Here is a 17,662-nt window from a genome sequence, read left to right as displayed (position 1 = left end):
TCATTTACTCCTGTTCAGGATTTCGCAAATAATATCCTACACCTCGACGCGTCACAATCCATGCTGGATGACTTGGGTTATCCTCAATTTTTTCACGTAGACGACGAATTGTTACATCCACTGTACGGACATCACCAAAATAGTCATATCCCCATACAGTTTGTAATAAGTGCTCACGTGTCATAACTTGACCAATATGTTTGCCTAAATAATGCAATAATTCAAACTCTCTGTGTGTTAATTCAATTGCTTCGTCTCGCTTTAGCACAAGATAAGCATCTGGTTGAATAATAAGCGAACCTATAACGATGTCATTCGATTCCACCTCAGTTTCCTCTGAAGGTGGTGCGACTTGCAGGCGACGCATATTTGCCTTTACACGGGCAATTAACTCACGTGTACTAAATGGCTTTGTTACATAATCGTCTGCGCCCATCTCTAAGCCTAAAACCTTATCAATTTCTGACCCTTTGGCTGTTAGCATTATAATCGGAAAATCATATTTTTTACGTATTTCACGGCATACTTCCATACCATCACGTTTCGGTAACATTATATCTAATAACATTAAATCCGGTTGTTCTTCCTCAACCTTTGCTAATGCTTCATCTCCATCATAAGCACAAATTACTTTGTAGCCTTCTTTAATTAAATTAAACTGTAAAATATCTGCGATTGGTTTTTCATCATCAACAACTAAAATTGTTTTGTCCATTTATTCTCTCCCTTTCGCTTTTTCATCTATATATTAATATTCTGTACTTGTAAATATCACTACTCTTAACTCTATCATGCTTTTCAATTCCATGCATTATTATTGATATTCACAATAGTGTCCTGCACATTTATTTCTTGGGAAATACTATATTCATCCCAAAAGATACGAAAAAGGCAGCCCATGTTTGGACTGCCTCTCACAAGATTATATCATCGGCTTACATATGCTAATGGATTTACAAGCGCACCATTTTTCTCAATCTCGAAATGCAAATGTATCCCCGTAGAATTACCTGTAGTGCCCATAATACCAATTACTGAGCCTTTTTCAACTACTTGTCCAACTTCCACATTAATTGAAGATAAATGGCCATACAACGTTGTATAACCGTTGTTGTGGTTAATCATGATACGATTACCATAGCTTCCTGAAAAGCCAGTCGCTACAACAACACCATTATCAGCAGCTAGAATATTGTAGTTGCTTGGACGAGCAATATCGATACCGCGGTGCTGTCCACCCCAACGTTTCCCCATATTACTAGAAATATAGCCACCTACTGTTGGCCATGTGAAGTCTCCTGAACCACGAGATGGAATCACCTTTGTACCAACAACTTCAATATTCTGTGTTGGCTCTTGGAGTATATTCTCTTCTTTAGGGGTTTTTGATGTCTGCGTTCCATTTTCAGAAGTTAGTAAGTAAGTAATCTCTTTTTTACCCTCCACACCTCGTTGCTTTGTTACAGACTCACCCTTAGGCATCGTTGGATCTTTTTCTATAACTTTTTCGAAAGGAATTGTATCCGTAATTTTCTTTTCCCTCTCCACCTCAATAGTTACAAAAGGCTTAGCCACTGTAACATTTAACGGTTGTCCAATTTGTAAAACTGTATCAACAGTAATCTCTGGGTTTAATGCTAGTAACTCTGCCGTTGTTAAACTATGCGCTTTCGCTACTGATCCTAACACGTCACCAGGCTGAATTTGATATTGTTGTTGTTCAATAGAACCTGTCATTAATACTTTCACAGCATCTTCTGGAGATAAAATTTCGTTTGGTGCTACTTTCTTTGTCACACCTGATACAACTTGTTTAAAAGATATATTAGTAATTCGGGATTCGCCCGATTGTAAAGTTGGTAAATTTTGAATGGTTTGTTGACTAGCATCCCAGCTTGCTAATTCTTGAGGAGAAACATACTGTAATTTAAGCAAACGAATCGTTTCTTCATAATCGTTAGCATCCTTCAAATAAGCAATTGGTTCATTGTCTACCATCAATGCAAATGCAGGTGTTTGCGCAACCAATGTTTGTTCTACCTTTGCCAATGTCTCCGAATCATCTGTTTCCTTACTAAACACTTGCTCTGGTATAATTTTTACATTTTCACTAGCATCCACCGAATATTCTTTATACTGAATGCTAGCTGCCCGTTCCTTCTCTTCAATTATTTCTCGAACAGCTGTCGAATCTGATACAGCCCCCATATATTCATTACCTACGTAAACGTGGTAAATTTTATTTAATGATTCTTTGTTGTTATTTTCTGCAGCGAACCCTATATTTAGTGTCAAACTTACCATTAATACAGTAAGGATTGATACTTTTTTAAAAGAAGAAAGTTTGTAAGTTAACCTATCACTTTCCTCTTTTTTATGCCAAAACGAACTCATCAATAAAGCCCCTTCCAAATATATCCTGTTGCAGGTTTTCTTTTATGCCTAAATTGAGCACCCCTATAATGTACCATAAAGGAAATATCGAATGAATATTTTAATCTTTTTGTAATGAAACTGTATTATTTATCTATTACTTGTTACATAAATTATTAGTATTTAAATGCGACTAATAGACTTGTTTTATCATATTTATATTCAAAGTTTCACTTATTTATACATTTTTATACTTTTATTGTCTATTTTGAGTAGAATTTGACTTGTTTTGGACTCATAGCTATTTACTTTAGGTATAATTCGATAAAATATAACTAGATCAATACACTAATTGAATGGAGCGATTAATTTGAGTGATTTACAGACCGCTGCGATACAAAGTAAAGCAGCGAAGCCACAAAAGAAGAATAAAACCCGCCGTTTGATCATACGAACAATTATGGTCATACTTGGGGCAATAATTATGGCTGTAGCACTAGAACTATTTTTAGTACCTAACCACATTATGGATGGTGGAATCGTCGGTGTTTCCATTATTACTTCGCATTTATTAGAATTACCCTTGGGGGTCTTCATTTTCTTCTTAAACTTACCTTTTATCTTTTTAGGTTATAAACAAATCGGTAAAACTTTTGCACTTTCTACAGGACTTGGGATTACAGTTTTATCGATTTCAACTATTCTTCTACATAATATAGAGCCATTTACAAAAGATACATTACTGGCAACAGTTTTCGGTGGTATTGTTTTGGGGATTGGTGTCGGAATCGTTATACGTTATGGTGGTTCTTTAGATGGTACAGAAATTTTAGCAATTTTATTTAATAGAAAATCACCGTTCTCAGTCGGCGAAATTATTATGTTCATCAACCTGCTCATCTTTACAGTCGCAGGCTTTATTTTCACTTGGGAACAAGCAATGTACTCTATTTTAGCGTACTATATTGCCTATAAAGCCATTGATATTGTAATTCAAGGGATGGAAGAATCTAAATCTGTTTACATCATTAGCGATGAAATTGATGAAATCGGTCAGGCAATCATGGATCGTCTTGGACGTGGTGTAACATTCCTTCACGGTGAAGGGGCATATACAGGTAACGATAAGAAGGTTATCTTTACAGTTATTACACGTTTAGAAGAGTCAAAATTAAAAATAATAGTGTCTGAAATTGATGACAATGCCTTCCTAGCAATAGGTAACATAGCTGAAGTTAGTGGTGGCCGCTTCAAGAAAAAAGACATTCACTAAACATAAAAGAGCGCGTATCATAATGGATACGCGCTCTTTTTACACATTAAGAACGAATAATAAAACCCTTCATTCTCTTCATTTTGTTAGATTTACGCTTCCCAAACGTCTACTAACACGTTTGTTTGCTCACGAGCAGGACCTACAGAGAAGGTAGCAATTTGAATCTCTGATAATTCGCTCACGCGTTCCACGTAGCGACGTGCATTCTCTGGTAACTCTTCTAATGTTCGGCATCCTGTTACATCTTCTGACCAACCTGGAAGCTCTTCATAAATTGGCACACACTGTTCAATAATATGATTGTTTGCTGGGTATTCAGTAATTATTTGATCTTTATACTGATACGCTGTACAAATTTTCACTGTCTCTAAACCAGATAAAACGTCAATTGAGTTCAAGGCAAGATGGGTAATACCACTTACACGGCGTGAATGACGTACTACAACCGAATCGAACCACCCAACGCGACGAGGGCGCCCTGTTGTTGTACCGTATTCACGACCAACCTCACGAATTGTTTGACCAATCTCATCAAATAATTCAGTTGGGAATGGCCCGTCACCTACACGCGATGTGTAAGCTTTACATACACCTATTACACTTGTTACTCGTGATGGCCCTACACCAGCACCAATAGCAACACCGCCAGCAACAGGATTTGAGGACGTAACATATGGATAAGTACCTTGATCAACATCAAGCATAACACCTTGTGCGCCTTCAAATAGTACTTTGCCACCTTCATCTAATACATCATTTAACACTTTAGATGTATCTGTTACATACTTGGCAATTTCCTGACCATATCCGTAATACTCTTCGAAAATTTCTTCAAAAGTCATACCTTCAACTTCGTAAAATTTCTCAAATAATTTGTTTTTAATAGCAAGATTATGACGTAGTTTTTCTTCGAAGACTTCCTTATCAAGTAAATCCGCCATACGAATACCGATGCGCGTTACTTTATCCTGATAACATGGTCCAATACCCTTACATGTCGTACCAATTTTATTGTCGCCACGACTATTTTCTTCTGCAATATCTTGTTTAATATGATATGGCAAAATTACGTGTGCACGATTCGATATACGAAGATTATCCGTATTAATACCGCGCTCTTGTATGCCTTTCAATTCTGTTACAAGTGATTTAGGGTTCACGACAAGGCCGTTCCCAATCACAGAAGTTTTCTCTTTGTAAAAGATACCTGATGGAATTAAGTGTAACTTGTAAGTTTCATTTGCAATTTTAATGGTGTGTCCCGCATTATCGCCACCCGCAAAGCGAGCGATTGCATCTGCCTTTTGTGAAAGGAAATCAGTAATTTTACCTTTCCCTTCATCTCCCCACTGTGTTCCTACAACTACAACTGATGTCATAATCAGCACCTCCGTTAGATACGTTTTGCATCTCATTATCAAGCAATAATTATTGTAACAATGTTAGAAAGTCCTAGTCAACAGAAAAACAACTAAAACACGAACAAAAAATCACATATGTCAATTTAATGTTCGTGTTTATCGTGATTTGATATGGATATTATCTAATTTCTAGATAGTTTTATCTAATCCCTCGGTGGCGGCGGTGGTTGCTGAGACCAATCCACGTTAATAAACTTATTGAATTCTTTTTTAAAAGCAAGCGTTACCGTCCCTGTCGGACCATTACGTTGTTTGGCAATAATAATTTCAATCATATTTTTACTTTCCGATTCTTTATCGTAGTAATCATCTCGGTATAAGAATGCCACGATATCGGCATCTTGCTCAATACTTCCTGATTCACGCAAGTCACTCATCATCGGACGTTTATCTTGACGTTGCTCTACACCACGAGATAACTGTGATAATGCAATAACCGGTACCTTTAACTCACGCGCTAAACCTTTTAGGGAACGCGAGATTTCAGATACTTCTTGTTGACGGTTTTCCCCTGGCTTACCACTACCCTGAATAAGCTGTAAATAATCGATTAAAATCATGCCTAAACCATGCTCTTGTGACAAACGACGACATTTTGCACGAATTTCATTAACACGCACACCTGGTGTATCATCGATAAAAATCCCTGAATTCGATAAACTACCCATTGCCATCGTTAGTTTACCCCAATCTTCCGTTGTTAAAGCACCTGTACGTAAAACTTGTGCATCAATATTTCCCTCTGCACAAAGCATACGCATAACAAGCTGCTCTGCACCCATCTCCAGAGAAAAGATCGCTACATTTTCACGGGCCTGTACAGCTACACTTTGCGCCACATTCAATGCAAAGGCAGTTTTACCTACAGAAGGTCGTGCAGCAACAATAATTAAGTCATTACGCTGGAAACCGGCTGTTATGTGGTCTAAGTCACGGAAGCCTGTGGGAATTCCTGTAACATCGCCTTTACGAGATTGTAGTTGCTCGATATTATCGAATGTTTCAACCAAAACATCCTTCACATGTTTGAAGTCACCAGCATTTTTGCGGCTGGAAACCTCCATCATTTTTTTCTCTGCTTCGCTAAGTAATGCCTCTACCTCGTCTTCTCGAGTGTAACCGTCTTCTACGATTTTAGTGGCCACACGAATTAAACGACGTAATAATGCCTTCTCTTCGACGATTTTGGCATAATGGGCAATATTTGCTGCTGTAGGGACAGCATTGGCGAGCTCCAGTAAATAAGATAGCCCGCCAACGTCTTCTAACTCTTTTTTTGCAGATAATTCTTCAGTAACTGTAACAACATCTATCGCTTTCCCTCGGTCACTCAGGCTTAGCATCGTTTCAAAAATTTTCTTATGGGCGTTTTGATAAAAATCATCTGCCAATAAAATTTCAGATGCTGTGATTAATGCTTGCGGGTCAAGGAAAACCGCACCGATAACCGATTGCTCCGCTTCCCGGTTATGCGGTGGAACGCGGTCCATCATCGGATCGTTCATGGATAGTCGCCCCTTATTCTTCCGTTACATGTACTTTTAATGTAGCTGTTACTTCGTGGTGAAGTTTTACTGGGACATTTGTGAAACCTAATGCACGAATACCATCATTTAAAGTCATTTTACGTTTATCAATTTTAATGCCATGTACCTTTTGTAGTGCATCTGCAATTTGCTTTGTTGAAACTGAACCGAATAGACGGCCACCTTCTCCAGATTTTGCTTTTAATTCAATTGTTAAAGCTTCTAGTGTTTCCTTTAATGCTTGTGCTTCCGCTAATTCTGCTGCTGCATTTTTAGCTTCTAGTTTCTTTTGACCATCTAATTGACTAATGGCTTGCGCATTCGCTTCTGCTGCATAGCCATTTTTAATTAAGAAGTTGTGTGCATAACCATCAGCTACGTTTTTGATTTCCCCTTTTTTACCTTTACCTTTAACGTCTTTTAAAAATACTACTTTCATGATTCCAAACTCCCTTCGAGTACCTCTATAATGGCCTCTTCTAAATATTTTTTTGCTTCATCAATGGAATTTGCTTCTATTTGACATGCTGCGTTCGTTAAATGTCCGCCGCCACCTAGTTTTTCCATTATAAGCTGAACATTAACTTCACCAAGTGACCTCGCACTAATGCCAATTAACCCATCTGATCGATGGGCAATAACGAATGATGCATTAACACCCTTCATTGTTAGTAAAATATCTGCAGTTTGTGCAATTAGTACCGAGTCATATACTTTTAAATCTTCACCATTCGCAATCGCAACACCCTGCTTCACAAATTTCACAGTTTGCACAATTTTTGAGCGCTCAATATACGTATCTATGTCTTCCTTTAGTAAACGCTGAACTAACACCGTGTCTGCTCCATTTGTTCGTAAATAGGAAGCTGCTTCGAATGTACGAGCCCCAGTGCGGAGCGTAAAACTCTTCGTATCCACAATAATACCAGCCAGTAGAGCTGTTGCTTCTAGCATATTAATTTTAGCACGCTTTGGTTGGTACTCTAGTAACTCTGTCACAAGCTCAGCTGTAGATGAAGCGTATGGCTCCATATAAACTAGCGTTGGATTTTCAATAAAGTCCTCACTACGACGATGATGGTCGATAACTACGACTTTCTCCACCTTTTTCAATAAGCTTGGATCGATTACTAAATTTGGTTTATGTGTATCGACAATAACAAGCAAAGACTTCTCCGTCAATTTTGCCGATACCTCTTCCGGTGTTAAGAAGCTCTCATAGAAATCGGATTTCTTTTCGATTTCATTCATTAATCGAGTCACGCTACCATTTAATTCATCGAAATTAATGACTACATAGCCCTTTACATCGTTCATTTGTGCCATTTTTCGTACGCCTACAGATGCACCGATAGAGTCCATATCGGGGTTTTTATGCCCCATAATAAACACTTGGTCACTATCTTGAATCAAGTCACGCAACGCATGAGAAATTACACGGGCTCTCACGCGTGTACGCTTCTCTACAGGATTTGTTTTACCACCATAGAACTTCAACTTTCCAGTAGGCTGCTTAATCGCTACTTGGTCTCCACCTCGACCTAATACAAGATCTAGACTGGATTGTGCTAATTCGCCAAGCTCCACTAAAGACGAAGAACCAGCTCCGACACCAATACTCAATGTTAGTGAAAGATTTTTTTGTGCAGTCTTTTCCCGGATTATATCTAAAATAGCAAACTTTTTCTTTTCAAGCTCTGTTAGGATTGACTCATTTAATACGGCCATAAAGCGATCTGATGAAATACGTTTCATGAAAATCCCGTGCTCTGCCGCCCATTCATTGACAATAGAAGTTACCATCGTATTTGTTAAACTACGTGGTTGATCATCCATTGCCTGTGTAATTTCATCGTAATTATCCACGAATAAAATCGCTATGACAGTACGATCTGCAAAATATTGCTTTTCAATAGCAATCTGCTCTGTAATATCAAAGAAATACAGCAAGCGCTCCTCTTCCTTATAAAAGACGCGATATTTTCGGTCACGAAGCGTAATCGTTGCTTCTTTCTTTTCTTCTGTTTTCATAAATACATAAATGTCATCAGAAATATTAACAATTGATTCGCCTACTAACGATTCATTATTTAATACACCTTGCATATATGGGTTTGACCACTCAATTTCATATTCCTCACTCACAAGTAAAATACCAATTGGCATTTCAAGCAATGCTTCTTCTCCAACCTCTTTCATCCGGTAGGAAATCGATTCAATATGCTTATCTGTTTCATCAAAGGTTTTTTCTTCAACCTTCCATGTATAAACCATTAACATAGCAAAGCCTATACCATAACCAATACCTATTCCAATACTCCAAACACATAGAAGTACGAACGTCACGACACCGAAAATGGAAAGCGCAATAAGTGGATAGCGGATTGGTCGTTTTCTAAAAGTCCCCATTTGATCAGCCCCTTATTATTTAGTCTTTCCTTTCATAAGTGAACGTACGTCAAAACCTAAATCTATAATACCTAATAAAATAATGAATGATGATAATGGAATTGCTAAAATTGTGGCTATCCATTTCACAGCATTTGGCATCCCTTTTGATGCGATAAAATAATGGATTAAGGAAATCCCTTGTAGGATTAATAATATCCATAAAATATAAGAAATATTTAATACAATAACGTCTAGCATAGACCCGGATTCTGGACGTATAAATAAATTAATCGTTAAAACGGCCATGTAATACCAAAGAATCGCACGCGGTAGGCGCATTTCTTGAAATGGTGCAAACTTTGGTACAGTTAAACCTAGACGTTTTAATAGTGGTATATTTACCGTAACAACTACAAATGCTCCTAAAAAAGCCGTTATTGTTATAGTTGCTGGAACTGTAAGCTCCATTGTTTTAAACATAATATCCAATTGTTCTGGTGTAATTGTTAATTGGCCCGGCAAATCCTTTGTCATTTCTATAGACTTTTCATAACTTTTACGTGCAATATCTAAACTAATTTGCACAATATTTATTCCCGCAATAAACATATAACAAAGATAGACAAGTGCTGATGAAAACAACATGGCTATTCCTGAAGACATAAATAAGAATAGCTTACTCTTCCTTAGACGAATTGCATCACCTATTACTACTCCAAGTAACGCCATAATAAAGGCGAACGGCAGCATAAATATGCCACTTGTTAAAATTGTTAATAGACAGCCTACAATAGCTACCAGTATCGATGAGGAACGCTTGTAATTTGCGCAATACCAAGCAATTGGTAGTGGGGCAAATAACAGGGCTATCATAAAGATAAATGGTATATACGCAGACATAGTCATTAATATAGTAAAAATCGCGACCATCATTGAGCCTTGTACAAGCGCCTTGGTTTGATTATTCGGCATTGAAAACCTTCCTTTTTGTCAGTCAAACTTTCCAACGTTTATTGTACCATTTTTTCGCGTTATTGAACAAAAAACGCTAAGTTTATTGGTTTACTACACTTGGGAATTGCATTGATTTATGTATAAAAAAACCAGCATATACCGATACGAATATCGAAATACACTGGTTGTAAAGTTTGATACAAGATTTACATCTTGATAAATATCAATCTTATTTGTCTTCTGATACGAATGGAAGTAATCCCATGATACGAGATACTTTGATAGCAGAAGTTAATTTACGTTGGTACTTAGCGCTAGTGCCAGTTACGCGACGAGGAAGAATTTTCCCGCGTTCAGAGATGAATTTTTTTAGTAAATCTACATCTTTATAGTCGATATTCGTAATGTTATTAGCAGTGAAGTAGCAAACTTTACGGCGTTTGCGGCCTCCGCGACGTGGTGCCATAGTTGTGTCTCCTCCTTTTAAGTTTTAGTTTTGTAAATGGAAGTCATTAGAATGGTAAATCATCTTCTGATACTTCGATTGGTCCTTTGCTGTTAGCAAATGGATCTTCATCTACACGTGTATAGTTTGGCTGATTCATAGGAGGCTGATTTTGCTGATAAGAACCGCCGCCAAATGAACCTTGCTGAGGCGCTGCGCCACCAAACTGTTGTTGTGGTTGACCACCGCCATATGACGGTTGGCTATTTGCGTAAGACTGTCCACCGTATTGGTTAGATGCCGGAGCACCTCCACCACTACGAGGCTCTAAGAACTGTACGCTATCCGCAACAACATCAGTTGTATAAACGCGCTTACCATCTTGTCCTTCATAACTACCTGTTTGGATACGACCTTCCACTCCAATCAAACTTCCTTTTTTCATGAAGTTCGCTAAGTTTTCAGCCTGTTTGCGCCAAGCAACACAGTTAATGAAATCTGCTTCTTTTTCACCTTGTTGGTTTGAGAATGTACGATTGACAGCAACTGTAAATCGAGTAGACGCAATACCATTTGGTGTGTAGCGTAGCTCGGGATCTTTTGTTAGTCTTCCAACTAATACGACACGGTTAATCATCAGAATACAACCTCCTTTTTCAGCATTTTGTTAATATTAAGCTTCTTGACGAACTGCAATGTGACGAATGATATCTTCGCTGATGTTAGCAAGACGTGTGTATTCGTTGATTGCTTCTGAAGTAGCGTTGATTTTCACGATTTGGTAGTAACCTTCGCGGAAGTCTTTGATTTCGTAAGCTAAGCGGCGTTTGCCCCACTCTTTTGCTTCGATGATCTCAGCACCGTTTGAAGTTAAGATTTCGTTGAAACGTTCAACTAAAGCTTTTTTCGCTTCATCTTCAATGTTTGGACGTACGATGTACATTAATTCGTATTTTCTCATCTGTTTACACCTCCTTATGGACTCAGGCTCTCCTGTTTTCAGGGAGCAAGGAGTAAGTAATAATTATTACTCACATCAATGAATTGTACCACATGGCTACATAGCTTTCAAGTCGCAAACAAACAAATCATTCGATATAATCAATTATAGAAGTTTTTAAAGGGGTGAATATTTTATGCTACAAGACACAGAACCAATCATCATAGAATTAGATATAAAAAAGTTAATGGTTGATAATATTGTTATAACAATAGGTTTAGCCATTTTATTTATAGCCATTCAATATATTTGTTTAAAAGATTTTCAATTTTCTTTTTTTCAAATGATTATCGGAATTATCCTTTTTATCTTGCTTTATATTTTGTTTGTAATATTACACGAAGCCTTTCACTTAATTGGTTTTATGATTTTCGGTGGGGTACCCTTTAAATCCTTAAAGTATGGCGTCAATTTAGAGCTTGGTGTTGCGTACGCCACAACAGAAATGCCCCTCCCAAACCATGCTATGAAAAAAGCGTTGCTATTACCGTTTTGGACGACCGGTGTTCTTCCTACTATTGCTGGATTTTATATTAACAGCACGGCATTACTATTAGTGGGCGCCTGTTTAATAGCTGGTGCTGTTGGTGATTTTGCCATGTACAAGGAGCTTCACAAATACCCAAAAAATGCAATTGTGAAAGACGACCCAAATCTTCCAAAACTATATGTATATATTAAATAAAGCAGAGAGACGTGAATTGACGTCTCTCTGCTTTCATTTTTTATACGTTAAAACGGAATAACATGATATCGCCATCTTGCACGACATAGTCTTTACCTTCAAGGCGTACTTTACCAGCTTCTTTTGCTGCTGCTTGTGAACCCGCTTCTACTAAATCATCGAAAGCTACAGTTTCCGCACGAATAAAGCCGCGCTCAAAGTCTGTATGAATAACACCGGCACATTGTGGAGCTTTCATGCCTTTACGGAATGTCCAAGCACGAACTTCTTGAACACCTGCAGTGAAGTATGTTGCAAGACCTAGTAAATCATAAGACGTACGGATTAATTGGTCTAAACCGGATTCCTTGATCCCTAATTCTTCTAGGAACATTGCTTTTTCTTCATCTTCAAGCTCTGAAATTTCTTCCTCGATTTTCGCACAGATTGTAATAACTTGAGCACCCTCAGCAGCTGCATATTCACGTACTTTTTGTACATATTCATTATTGTCTGCATCAGCCACTTCATCTTCTGAAACATTAGCTACATATAGCATTGGCTTAATTGTTAATAGGTGAAGACCTTTTACAATTTTCAGCTCATCTTCTGAAAGCTCAGCAGCACGTGCTGGACGGCCTTCTTCTAGTTCAGCTTTAATTTTAAGAAGAATTGGCTCTTCCACCATAGCTTCTTTATCTTTTTGCTTCGCCATTTTGCTTACACGTTGAATACGTTTGTCGACAGATTCTAAGTCAGCTAAAGCAAGTTCTAAGTTAATAACTTCAATATCATCGATTGGGTCTACTCCACCCGAAACGTGTGTAATATTTTCATCTACGAAACAACGTACGACTTGGCAAATTGCATCTACTTCACGAATGTGCGCAAGGAATTTATTCCCTAAGCCTTCTCCCTTAGAAGCCCCTTTTACAATCCCCGCAATATCCGTAAATTCGAATGCTGTTGGGACAGTTTTCTTTGGTGTAACAAGCTCTGTTAGCTTTTCTAAACGAGCATCTGGTACTTCAACAATGCCTACATTTGGATCGATTGTTGCGAATGGATAGTTTGCTGCTAATGCGCCAGCTTTTGTAATTGCGTTAAATAATGTCGATTTCCCTACGTTCGGAAGACCTACGATTCCAGCTGTTAATGCCATGAATGGACACGACCTTTCTATTTTCAAATACATAGTGTTCGTTTTATAAATTTTGCCCCGGCGCTAAAATATCACCTGAAGCCTTATCTTTAGTTAGCAAATATTTATACCAACCGTTTCGCTTTAGGTACTCTAAAACATGTGCCAAATAAAGTTAAACCAGAGTCTATTATATGGATAAGTGAACGAAAAGTCTAATGACTATCTATTCGTCAGCACGTTTCAAAATCTTCTTCATTTTTTTCTCAAATTCCCTTCTAGGAATCATAACGCTATGCTGACAGCCTTCACATTTAATGCGTACATCTGCGCCCATACGAATAATTTTCCACTCGTTCGTGCCGCATGGATGTTGTTTCTTCATTTCAACTACGTCATTTAAACTAAATTGCTTTGCCTCCATTTATTAATTGCCCCCTTCATTTTTACCTAGTCCACCGTATAACATCATTTTCGGATACGCAATTGGAATGCCATGCTCCTCGAACAACTTCGTCACATCTCGACGGATCGTTCGCGCTACCCCATATTGCTGTTGTGGCAAGGTTTCTGCTGCAATGCGAATTGTCACTTCTGCTCCTGTAACATTTTGTACACCTAAAAACACAGGTGCAGCAACTAACTCTTGATGTACTTCCGGTAAAGTACTTAAATATTCATTAATTATCTTCTCAGCTTTTTCAAAATCCGCATCTGTCGTCATTTGTAAATCTACAAATATTTTCGAGTTATTTACAGAATAGTTCACAACATCACCAATTGCACCATTCGGAATAATGTATTGCTCTCCTGTTACCCCATTGATTTTGGTCGTACGAAGGCCTATTTCGATAACTGTCCCCTCAGCCATATTAATTTTAATATAATCACCGACACCAAACTGATCTTCAAAAATAATAAAGAACCCTGTAATAAGATCTTTTGCCAAGCTCTGTGCACCAAAACCAACGGCTAAACCGACAATTCCAGCTCCTGCAAGAAGACCTGCTACATTAATATTCAACGAAGCGAGAATTGCAATGATTGCCGAGAAATACACTCCATAAGAAAGAACACTGTGTAGTAATTTTAAAATCGTCTTCTGACGACGTTCTGAAGGATTTAATGGTGTACGCATACGTATTTTAAATACTTTATTGATAATTTTTTTACCTATACGTATGACAAGCCATGACACAAATAAGATTAGAATAATTTCAATAGTTGTATCTATCACTTTTTCCCAAAAGCTCTCTGATGTTAGCTTATCCCAATATCGCTGTATCACCTTTTCATTAAATTCCACTTTTTTTCACCTCTTGAATAACTTTCTATAAACTGACGTATACTGCATAAAACTTGAACACTTCCCTAAAAATAAATATGAAAGTGAGTTATTTATGAATACTATACCAAATTCAATACTGCCCTATTCCATTCATCATGAGAGTAAAAATGCGATATGGCATTTGAGTACGTTGTTTTTAGAGCATATTCCCTTTCATCACGAACGCCTTATTTTTTGTTGCATTGGTAGCGACCGCTGTACGGGGGATACACTTGGTCCATTAACAGGTAGCTTCCTGAGTAAATCAATTAGCTTTCCCTATGAAATTGTTGGAACGCTTGAAAACCCACTGCACGCACTTAATTTAGACTCAACATTACAAGAACTACACCATCATACTACGAAACCCTTTATTATTGCGATTGATGCATGCCTAGGAAATGAAAATGCAGTTGGTCATATTGCTGTGCAAAACGGTCCTATTTTGCCCGGAAAGGCTGTAAAAAAGCAATTACCCCCAATCGGTGACATCTCCGTGAAAGGCATTGTCAATGTTGGAGGATTTATGGAGATGCTTGTTCTACAAAATACAAGATTGCACATTTCATATGCCATGGCTGAAAAACTAGCTAGAGCATTTATACTTGCTGCGCATCGTTATTCATTGAAACGGGTAGATGAGGGCGACCAGAATACCGACAATGAATATACCCGGCAACAAGTTAGCAGCCTTGATCTTCGTTAGGCCTGCTATGTTTAAACCGATGGCCATAATCATAACACCGCCAGTAGCCGTCATTTCTGTAATGAACATTTCTAATGCAGCATCTGGAATATATACACTAATAGTGCCCGAAAAAAGAGCAATTATTGCCTGGTAAATAAATACGGGTATTGCCGATAATAATACACCTATCCCTAATGTAGATGCTAAAATAATTGACGTAAACCCATCGATTATACCTTTTGTGATTAGTACATTGTGATCATTACGTAAACCACTGTCTAGAGCACCTATGACTGCCATAGAACCAATGACAAAGATGAGTGAAGCTGTCACGAATCCTTCGGCAATACTGATTTGATTATCTTCACTCCGGCCTTTTCTAAATAATGATTCCACCCACTGCCCCAGTCTATTCATTTGTTTATCTAAATCTAACCATTCACCAATTACTGTACCCACAACTAAACTAACAATTAAAACAATAAAGTTATCACTTTCGAAGCCCATCTTAATCCCTAATAACGCCACCGCTAAGCCAATAATTGATAATACAGTGGCCTTCATTGACTCGGGAATATTTTTGAAAATACGCCCTATTAATGCACCTACTATGATTAGTAGCGCATTAATAAATGTCCCTAATAATATCACAGCCTAGCCTTCTTTCTCCCCATATAGAAAAATAGAGAGCGCCACTATTTTGGCGCTCTCCTTTTTGAAAAGCAAATTCACTCTTCTTGCAAATTTAATATTTCTAAGATCCGTTCCAAATCGTCTTCGGAGTAAAATTCAATCTCTATTTTCCCTTTATTATTTGCTTTTTTTATTTGTACATTTGTTCCAAAGTAATCACGCAATTGCGATTCCTTCGCTGTAACAAAAATGTCCTTTTTCTTCGGCTGCACTGTTTCACGTGAAACTTCTTCATTCAACGTTTGCACAAGCATTTCCACTTGGCGCACATTCAACCCTTGCTTGATCACTTTACCAGCAATCTCTACTACCTTTTTTTTATTTTTCAATCCAAGTAAAGCACGGCCTTGTCCCATAGATAACGCACCATCATTCATCAGTTTACGAACAGCCTCTGGCAACATTAATAAACGAACATGATTGGCAATATGCGGTCTACTCTTACCTAAACGCTTTGATAGCTCTTCTTGCGTGAGATGTAAGTTCTCCATTAGATTTTGATAAGCTTCCGCTTCTTCAATTACTGTTAAATCTTCTCGTTGAAGGTTTTCTAATATAGCCAGTTCCATCATTTGTGCATCCGTCAGGTCTTTAATAATTGCTGGAATAACTTGTAAGCCCGCTAACTGCGCAGCTCTAAAACGTCTTTCACCAGCAACAATTTCATATTTCCTGATTTTTTTCCGTACTGCAATTGGCTGTAAAATACCGTGCTCTATTATTGAATCTGCTAATTCTTGCAGTGCCTCTTCATCAAAAATTTTACGTGGCTGAAAAGGGTTTGCGACAATTTGCTGTAATTGTATTTCTTCTACTTGACCAGAATGCTCAAGCGACTCTCCAGGAAATAAAGCACCAATCCCTTTACCTAATCCTTTAGCCATTTTTTATCACTTCCCTCGCCAACTCTAAATAAACTTCCGCACCTCTAGATCTTGCATCATAAGTAATAATTGGTTCCCCATGACTTGGTGCCTCACTCAAACGTACATTACGCGGAATAATTGTTTTATATACTTTATCTTGAAAGTACTTCTTTACCTCATCAATAACTTGTAACCCTAAATTTGTTCGAGCATCCAGCATCGTTAATAGTACACCATCAATAAATAACTGCTGATTTAAATGCTTCTGTACTAAACGGACTGTCGATAATAACTGACTTAACCCTTCTAATGCGTAATACTCACACTGTACTGGGATTATAAGCGCATCCGAGGCTGTTAAAGCATTAATCGTTAATAATCCTAAAGACGGGGGACAATCAATAATTATGTAATCATAGTCGTCTTTTATATCTTGTAGGGCATGCTTTAAACGAACCTCTCTGGAAATTGTTGATACTAACTCGATCTCTGCCCCGGCAAGTGAAATTGTCGCGGGTACAATTGATAAGTTTTCAATTTTAGTTACCTGAATAACACTTTCAACATTTTCATCATCAATTAAAACATCATAAATACAACTTTGCACTTCACCTTTATCAATACCAACACCACTTGTTGTATTGCCTTGTGGATCGGTATCGATTAACAGTACTTTCTTTCCTAAGTATGCTAGACAAGCGCTCAAATTGACCGATGTCGTTGTTTTACCTACGCCACCTTTTTGATTGGCGATTGCTATAATTCTACCCATTTAAAAGCACCTGCTTTCATCCATCAAAGTTTCCTATGACGAGCCCATTTGTGAATTTTTTTATTTCATTTCGCTATCTAGTTCTCATTCTATCAAAAAAAATGAATAGAGTTGTATAAAATATT

General features: G+C 37.7%; 19 protein-coding genes. 3 read left to right on the top strand and 16 right to left on the bottom strand.

The window, feature by feature from the left end; all coding sequences use genetic code 11:
• Positions 1-4: 4 nt before the first annotated feature.
• The gene (gene yycF, locus ACIQ2D_RS16645; RefSeq protein WP_402865982.1) at positions 5-715 is read right to left on the bottom strand and encodes a response regulator YycF; all 711 of its coding nucleotides are present in this window, start codon (positions 713-715) and stop codon (positions 5-7) included.
• Positions 716-927: 212 nt separating this feature from the next.
• Complete coding sequence (locus ACIQ2D_RS16640; RefSeq protein WP_402865980.1) at positions 928-2,394, bottom strand: peptidoglycan DD-metalloendopeptidase family protein; 1,467 nt, start codon at positions 2,392-2,394, stop codon at positions 928-930.
• Positions 2,395-2,833: 439 nt separating this feature from the next.
• On the opposite strand from ACIQ2D_RS16640, the gene ACIQ2D_RS16635 reads away from it, so the two are divergent.
• Positions 2,834-3,646 carry a YitT family protein gene (locus ACIQ2D_RS16635; RefSeq protein WP_402866173.1) on the top strand — a complete coding sequence of 271 codons (813 nt, stop codon included), beginning with the start codon at positions 2,834-2,836 and terminating at the stop codon, positions 3,644-3,646.
• Positions 3,647-3,738: 92 nt separating this feature from the next.
• Here the strand turns inward: ACIQ2D_RS16635 and ACIQ2D_RS16630 are convergent, their stop codons facing one another.
• From ACIQ2D_RS16630 to rpsF, 8 genes are all read right to left on the bottom strand, one after another.
• Positions 3,739-5,028 (bottom strand): adenylosuccinate synthase, encoded by a 1,290-nt coding sequence (locus tag ACIQ2D_RS16630; protein ID WP_402865978.1) that lies wholly within the window; start codon positions 5,026-5,028, stop codon positions 3,739-3,741.
• Between the two features lie 185 nt (positions 5,029-5,213).
• A complete protein-coding gene (gene dnaB, locus ACIQ2D_RS16625) occupies positions 5,214-6,575 on the bottom strand; it encodes a replicative DNA helicase (protein ID WP_402865976.1) in 1,362 nt (453 codons plus the stop codon).
• 13 nt (positions 6,576-6,588) lie between these two features.
• Positions 6,589-7,035: a 50S ribosomal protein L9 gene (rplI, locus tag ACIQ2D_RS16620; protein ID WP_402865974.1), complete on the bottom strand. Its 447-nt coding sequence runs from the start codon at positions 7,033-7,035 to the stop codon at positions 6,589-6,591.
• Positions 7,032-9,005 (bottom strand): DHH family phosphoesterase, encoded by a 1,974-nt coding sequence (locus tag ACIQ2D_RS16615; protein WP_402865972.1) that lies wholly within the window; start codon positions 9,003-9,005, stop codon positions 7,032-7,034. The genes rplI and ACIQ2D_RS16615 overlap by 4 nt, the downstream gene beginning before the upstream one ends.
• A 15-nt stretch (positions 9,006-9,020) precedes the next feature.
• Positions 9,021-9,959 carry a YybS family protein gene (locus tag ACIQ2D_RS16610; RefSeq protein WP_402865970.1) on the bottom strand — a complete coding sequence of 313 codons (939 nt, stop codon included), beginning with the start codon at positions 9,957-9,959 and terminating at the stop codon, positions 9,021-9,023.
• 211 nt (positions 9,960-10,170) lie between these two features.
• Positions 10,171-10,407 (bottom strand): 30S ribosomal protein S18, encoded by a 237-nt coding sequence (gene rpsR, locus ACIQ2D_RS16605; RefSeq protein WP_402757269.1) that lies wholly within the window; start codon positions 10,405-10,407, stop codon positions 10,171-10,173.
• A 46-nt stretch (positions 10,408-10,453) separates the two neighbouring features.
• Positions 10,454-11,023, bottom strand: a complete 570-nt coding sequence (ssb, locus tag ACIQ2D_RS16600) for a single-stranded DNA-binding protein (RefSeq protein ID WP_402865968.1) — start codon at positions 11,021-11,023, stop codon at positions 10,454-10,456.
• Positions 11,024-11,059: 36 nt separating this feature from the next.
• Positions 11,060-11,347 (bottom strand): 30S ribosomal protein S6, encoded by a 288-nt coding sequence (gene rpsF, locus ACIQ2D_RS16595; RefSeq protein WP_402865966.1) that lies wholly within the window; start codon positions 11,345-11,347, stop codon positions 11,060-11,062.
• Between the two features lie 175 nt (positions 11,348-11,522).
• Between rpsF and ACIQ2D_RS16590 the strand changes: the two genes are divergently transcribed.
• Positions 11,523-12,071, top strand: coding sequence for a DUF3267 domain-containing protein (locus ACIQ2D_RS16590; protein ID WP_402865964.1), 549 nt, complete (start codon positions 11,523-11,525; stop codon positions 12,069-12,071).
• 40 nt (positions 12,072-12,111) lie between these two features.
• Here the strand turns inward: ACIQ2D_RS16590 and ychF are convergent, their stop codons facing one another.
• The 3 genes from ychF to ACIQ2D_RS16575 all read right to left on the bottom strand — a co-directional run bounded on the left by ychF (position 12,112) and on the right by ACIQ2D_RS16575 (position 14,497).
• A complete protein-coding gene (ychF, locus tag ACIQ2D_RS16585) occupies positions 12,112-13,212 on the bottom strand; it encodes a redox-regulated ATPase YchF (protein WP_402865962.1) in 1,101 nt (366 codons plus the stop codon).
• A gap of 205 nt (positions 13,213-13,417) precedes the next feature.
• Positions 13,418-13,615, bottom strand: coding sequence for a DUF951 domain-containing protein (locus ACIQ2D_RS16580; RefSeq protein ID WP_402865960.1), 198 nt, complete (start codon positions 13,613-13,615; stop codon positions 13,418-13,420).
• A gap of 3 nt (positions 13,616-13,618) precedes the next feature.
• Complete coding sequence (locus ACIQ2D_RS16575; protein ID WP_402865958.1) at positions 13,619-14,497, bottom strand: mechanosensitive ion channel family protein; 879 nt, start codon at positions 14,495-14,497, stop codon at positions 13,619-13,621.
• Positions 14,498-14,591: 94 nt separating this feature from the next.
• Between ACIQ2D_RS16575 and yyaC the strand changes: the two genes are divergently transcribed.
• The gene (gene yyaC / locus ACIQ2D_RS16570; protein ID WP_402865956.1) at positions 14,592-15,224 is read left to right on the top strand and encodes a spore protease YyaC; all 633 of its coding nucleotides are present in this window, start codon (positions 14,592-14,594) and stop codon (positions 15,222-15,224) included.
• On the opposite strand, the gene ACIQ2D_RS16565 is transcribed toward yyaC, so the two are convergent.
• The 3 genes from ACIQ2D_RS16565 to ACIQ2D_RS16555 form a co-directional block, all read right to left on the bottom strand.
• The gene (locus ACIQ2D_RS16565) at positions 15,141-15,857 is read right to left on the bottom strand and encodes a DUF554 domain-containing protein (protein ID WP_402865954.1); all 717 of its coding nucleotides are present in this window, start codon (positions 15,855-15,857) and stop codon (positions 15,141-15,143) included. The genes yyaC and ACIQ2D_RS16565 overlap by 84 nt on opposite strands.
• 77 nt (positions 15,858-15,934) lie before the next feature.
• Complete coding sequence (locus tag ACIQ2D_RS16560) at positions 15,935-16,783, bottom strand: ParB/RepB/Spo0J family partition protein (protein WP_402865952.1); 849 nt, start codon at positions 16,781-16,783, stop codon at positions 15,935-15,937.
• The gene (locus ACIQ2D_RS16555; RefSeq protein WP_402865947.1) at positions 16,776-17,537 is read right to left on the bottom strand and encodes a ParA family protein; all 762 of its coding nucleotides are present in this window, start codon (positions 17,535-17,537) and stop codon (positions 16,776-16,778) included. The genes ACIQ2D_RS16560 and ACIQ2D_RS16555 overlap by 8 nt, the downstream gene beginning before the upstream one ends.
• Positions 17,538-17,662: the final 125 nt, after the last annotated feature.

The organism is Lysinibacillus sp. NPDC097287, from assembly GCF_044761695.1.
Lineage (GTDB): Bacteria > Bacillota > Bacilli > Bacillales_A > Planococcaceae > Lysinibacillus.
This window is presented reverse-complemented; position numbering and strand designations above follow the sequence as displayed.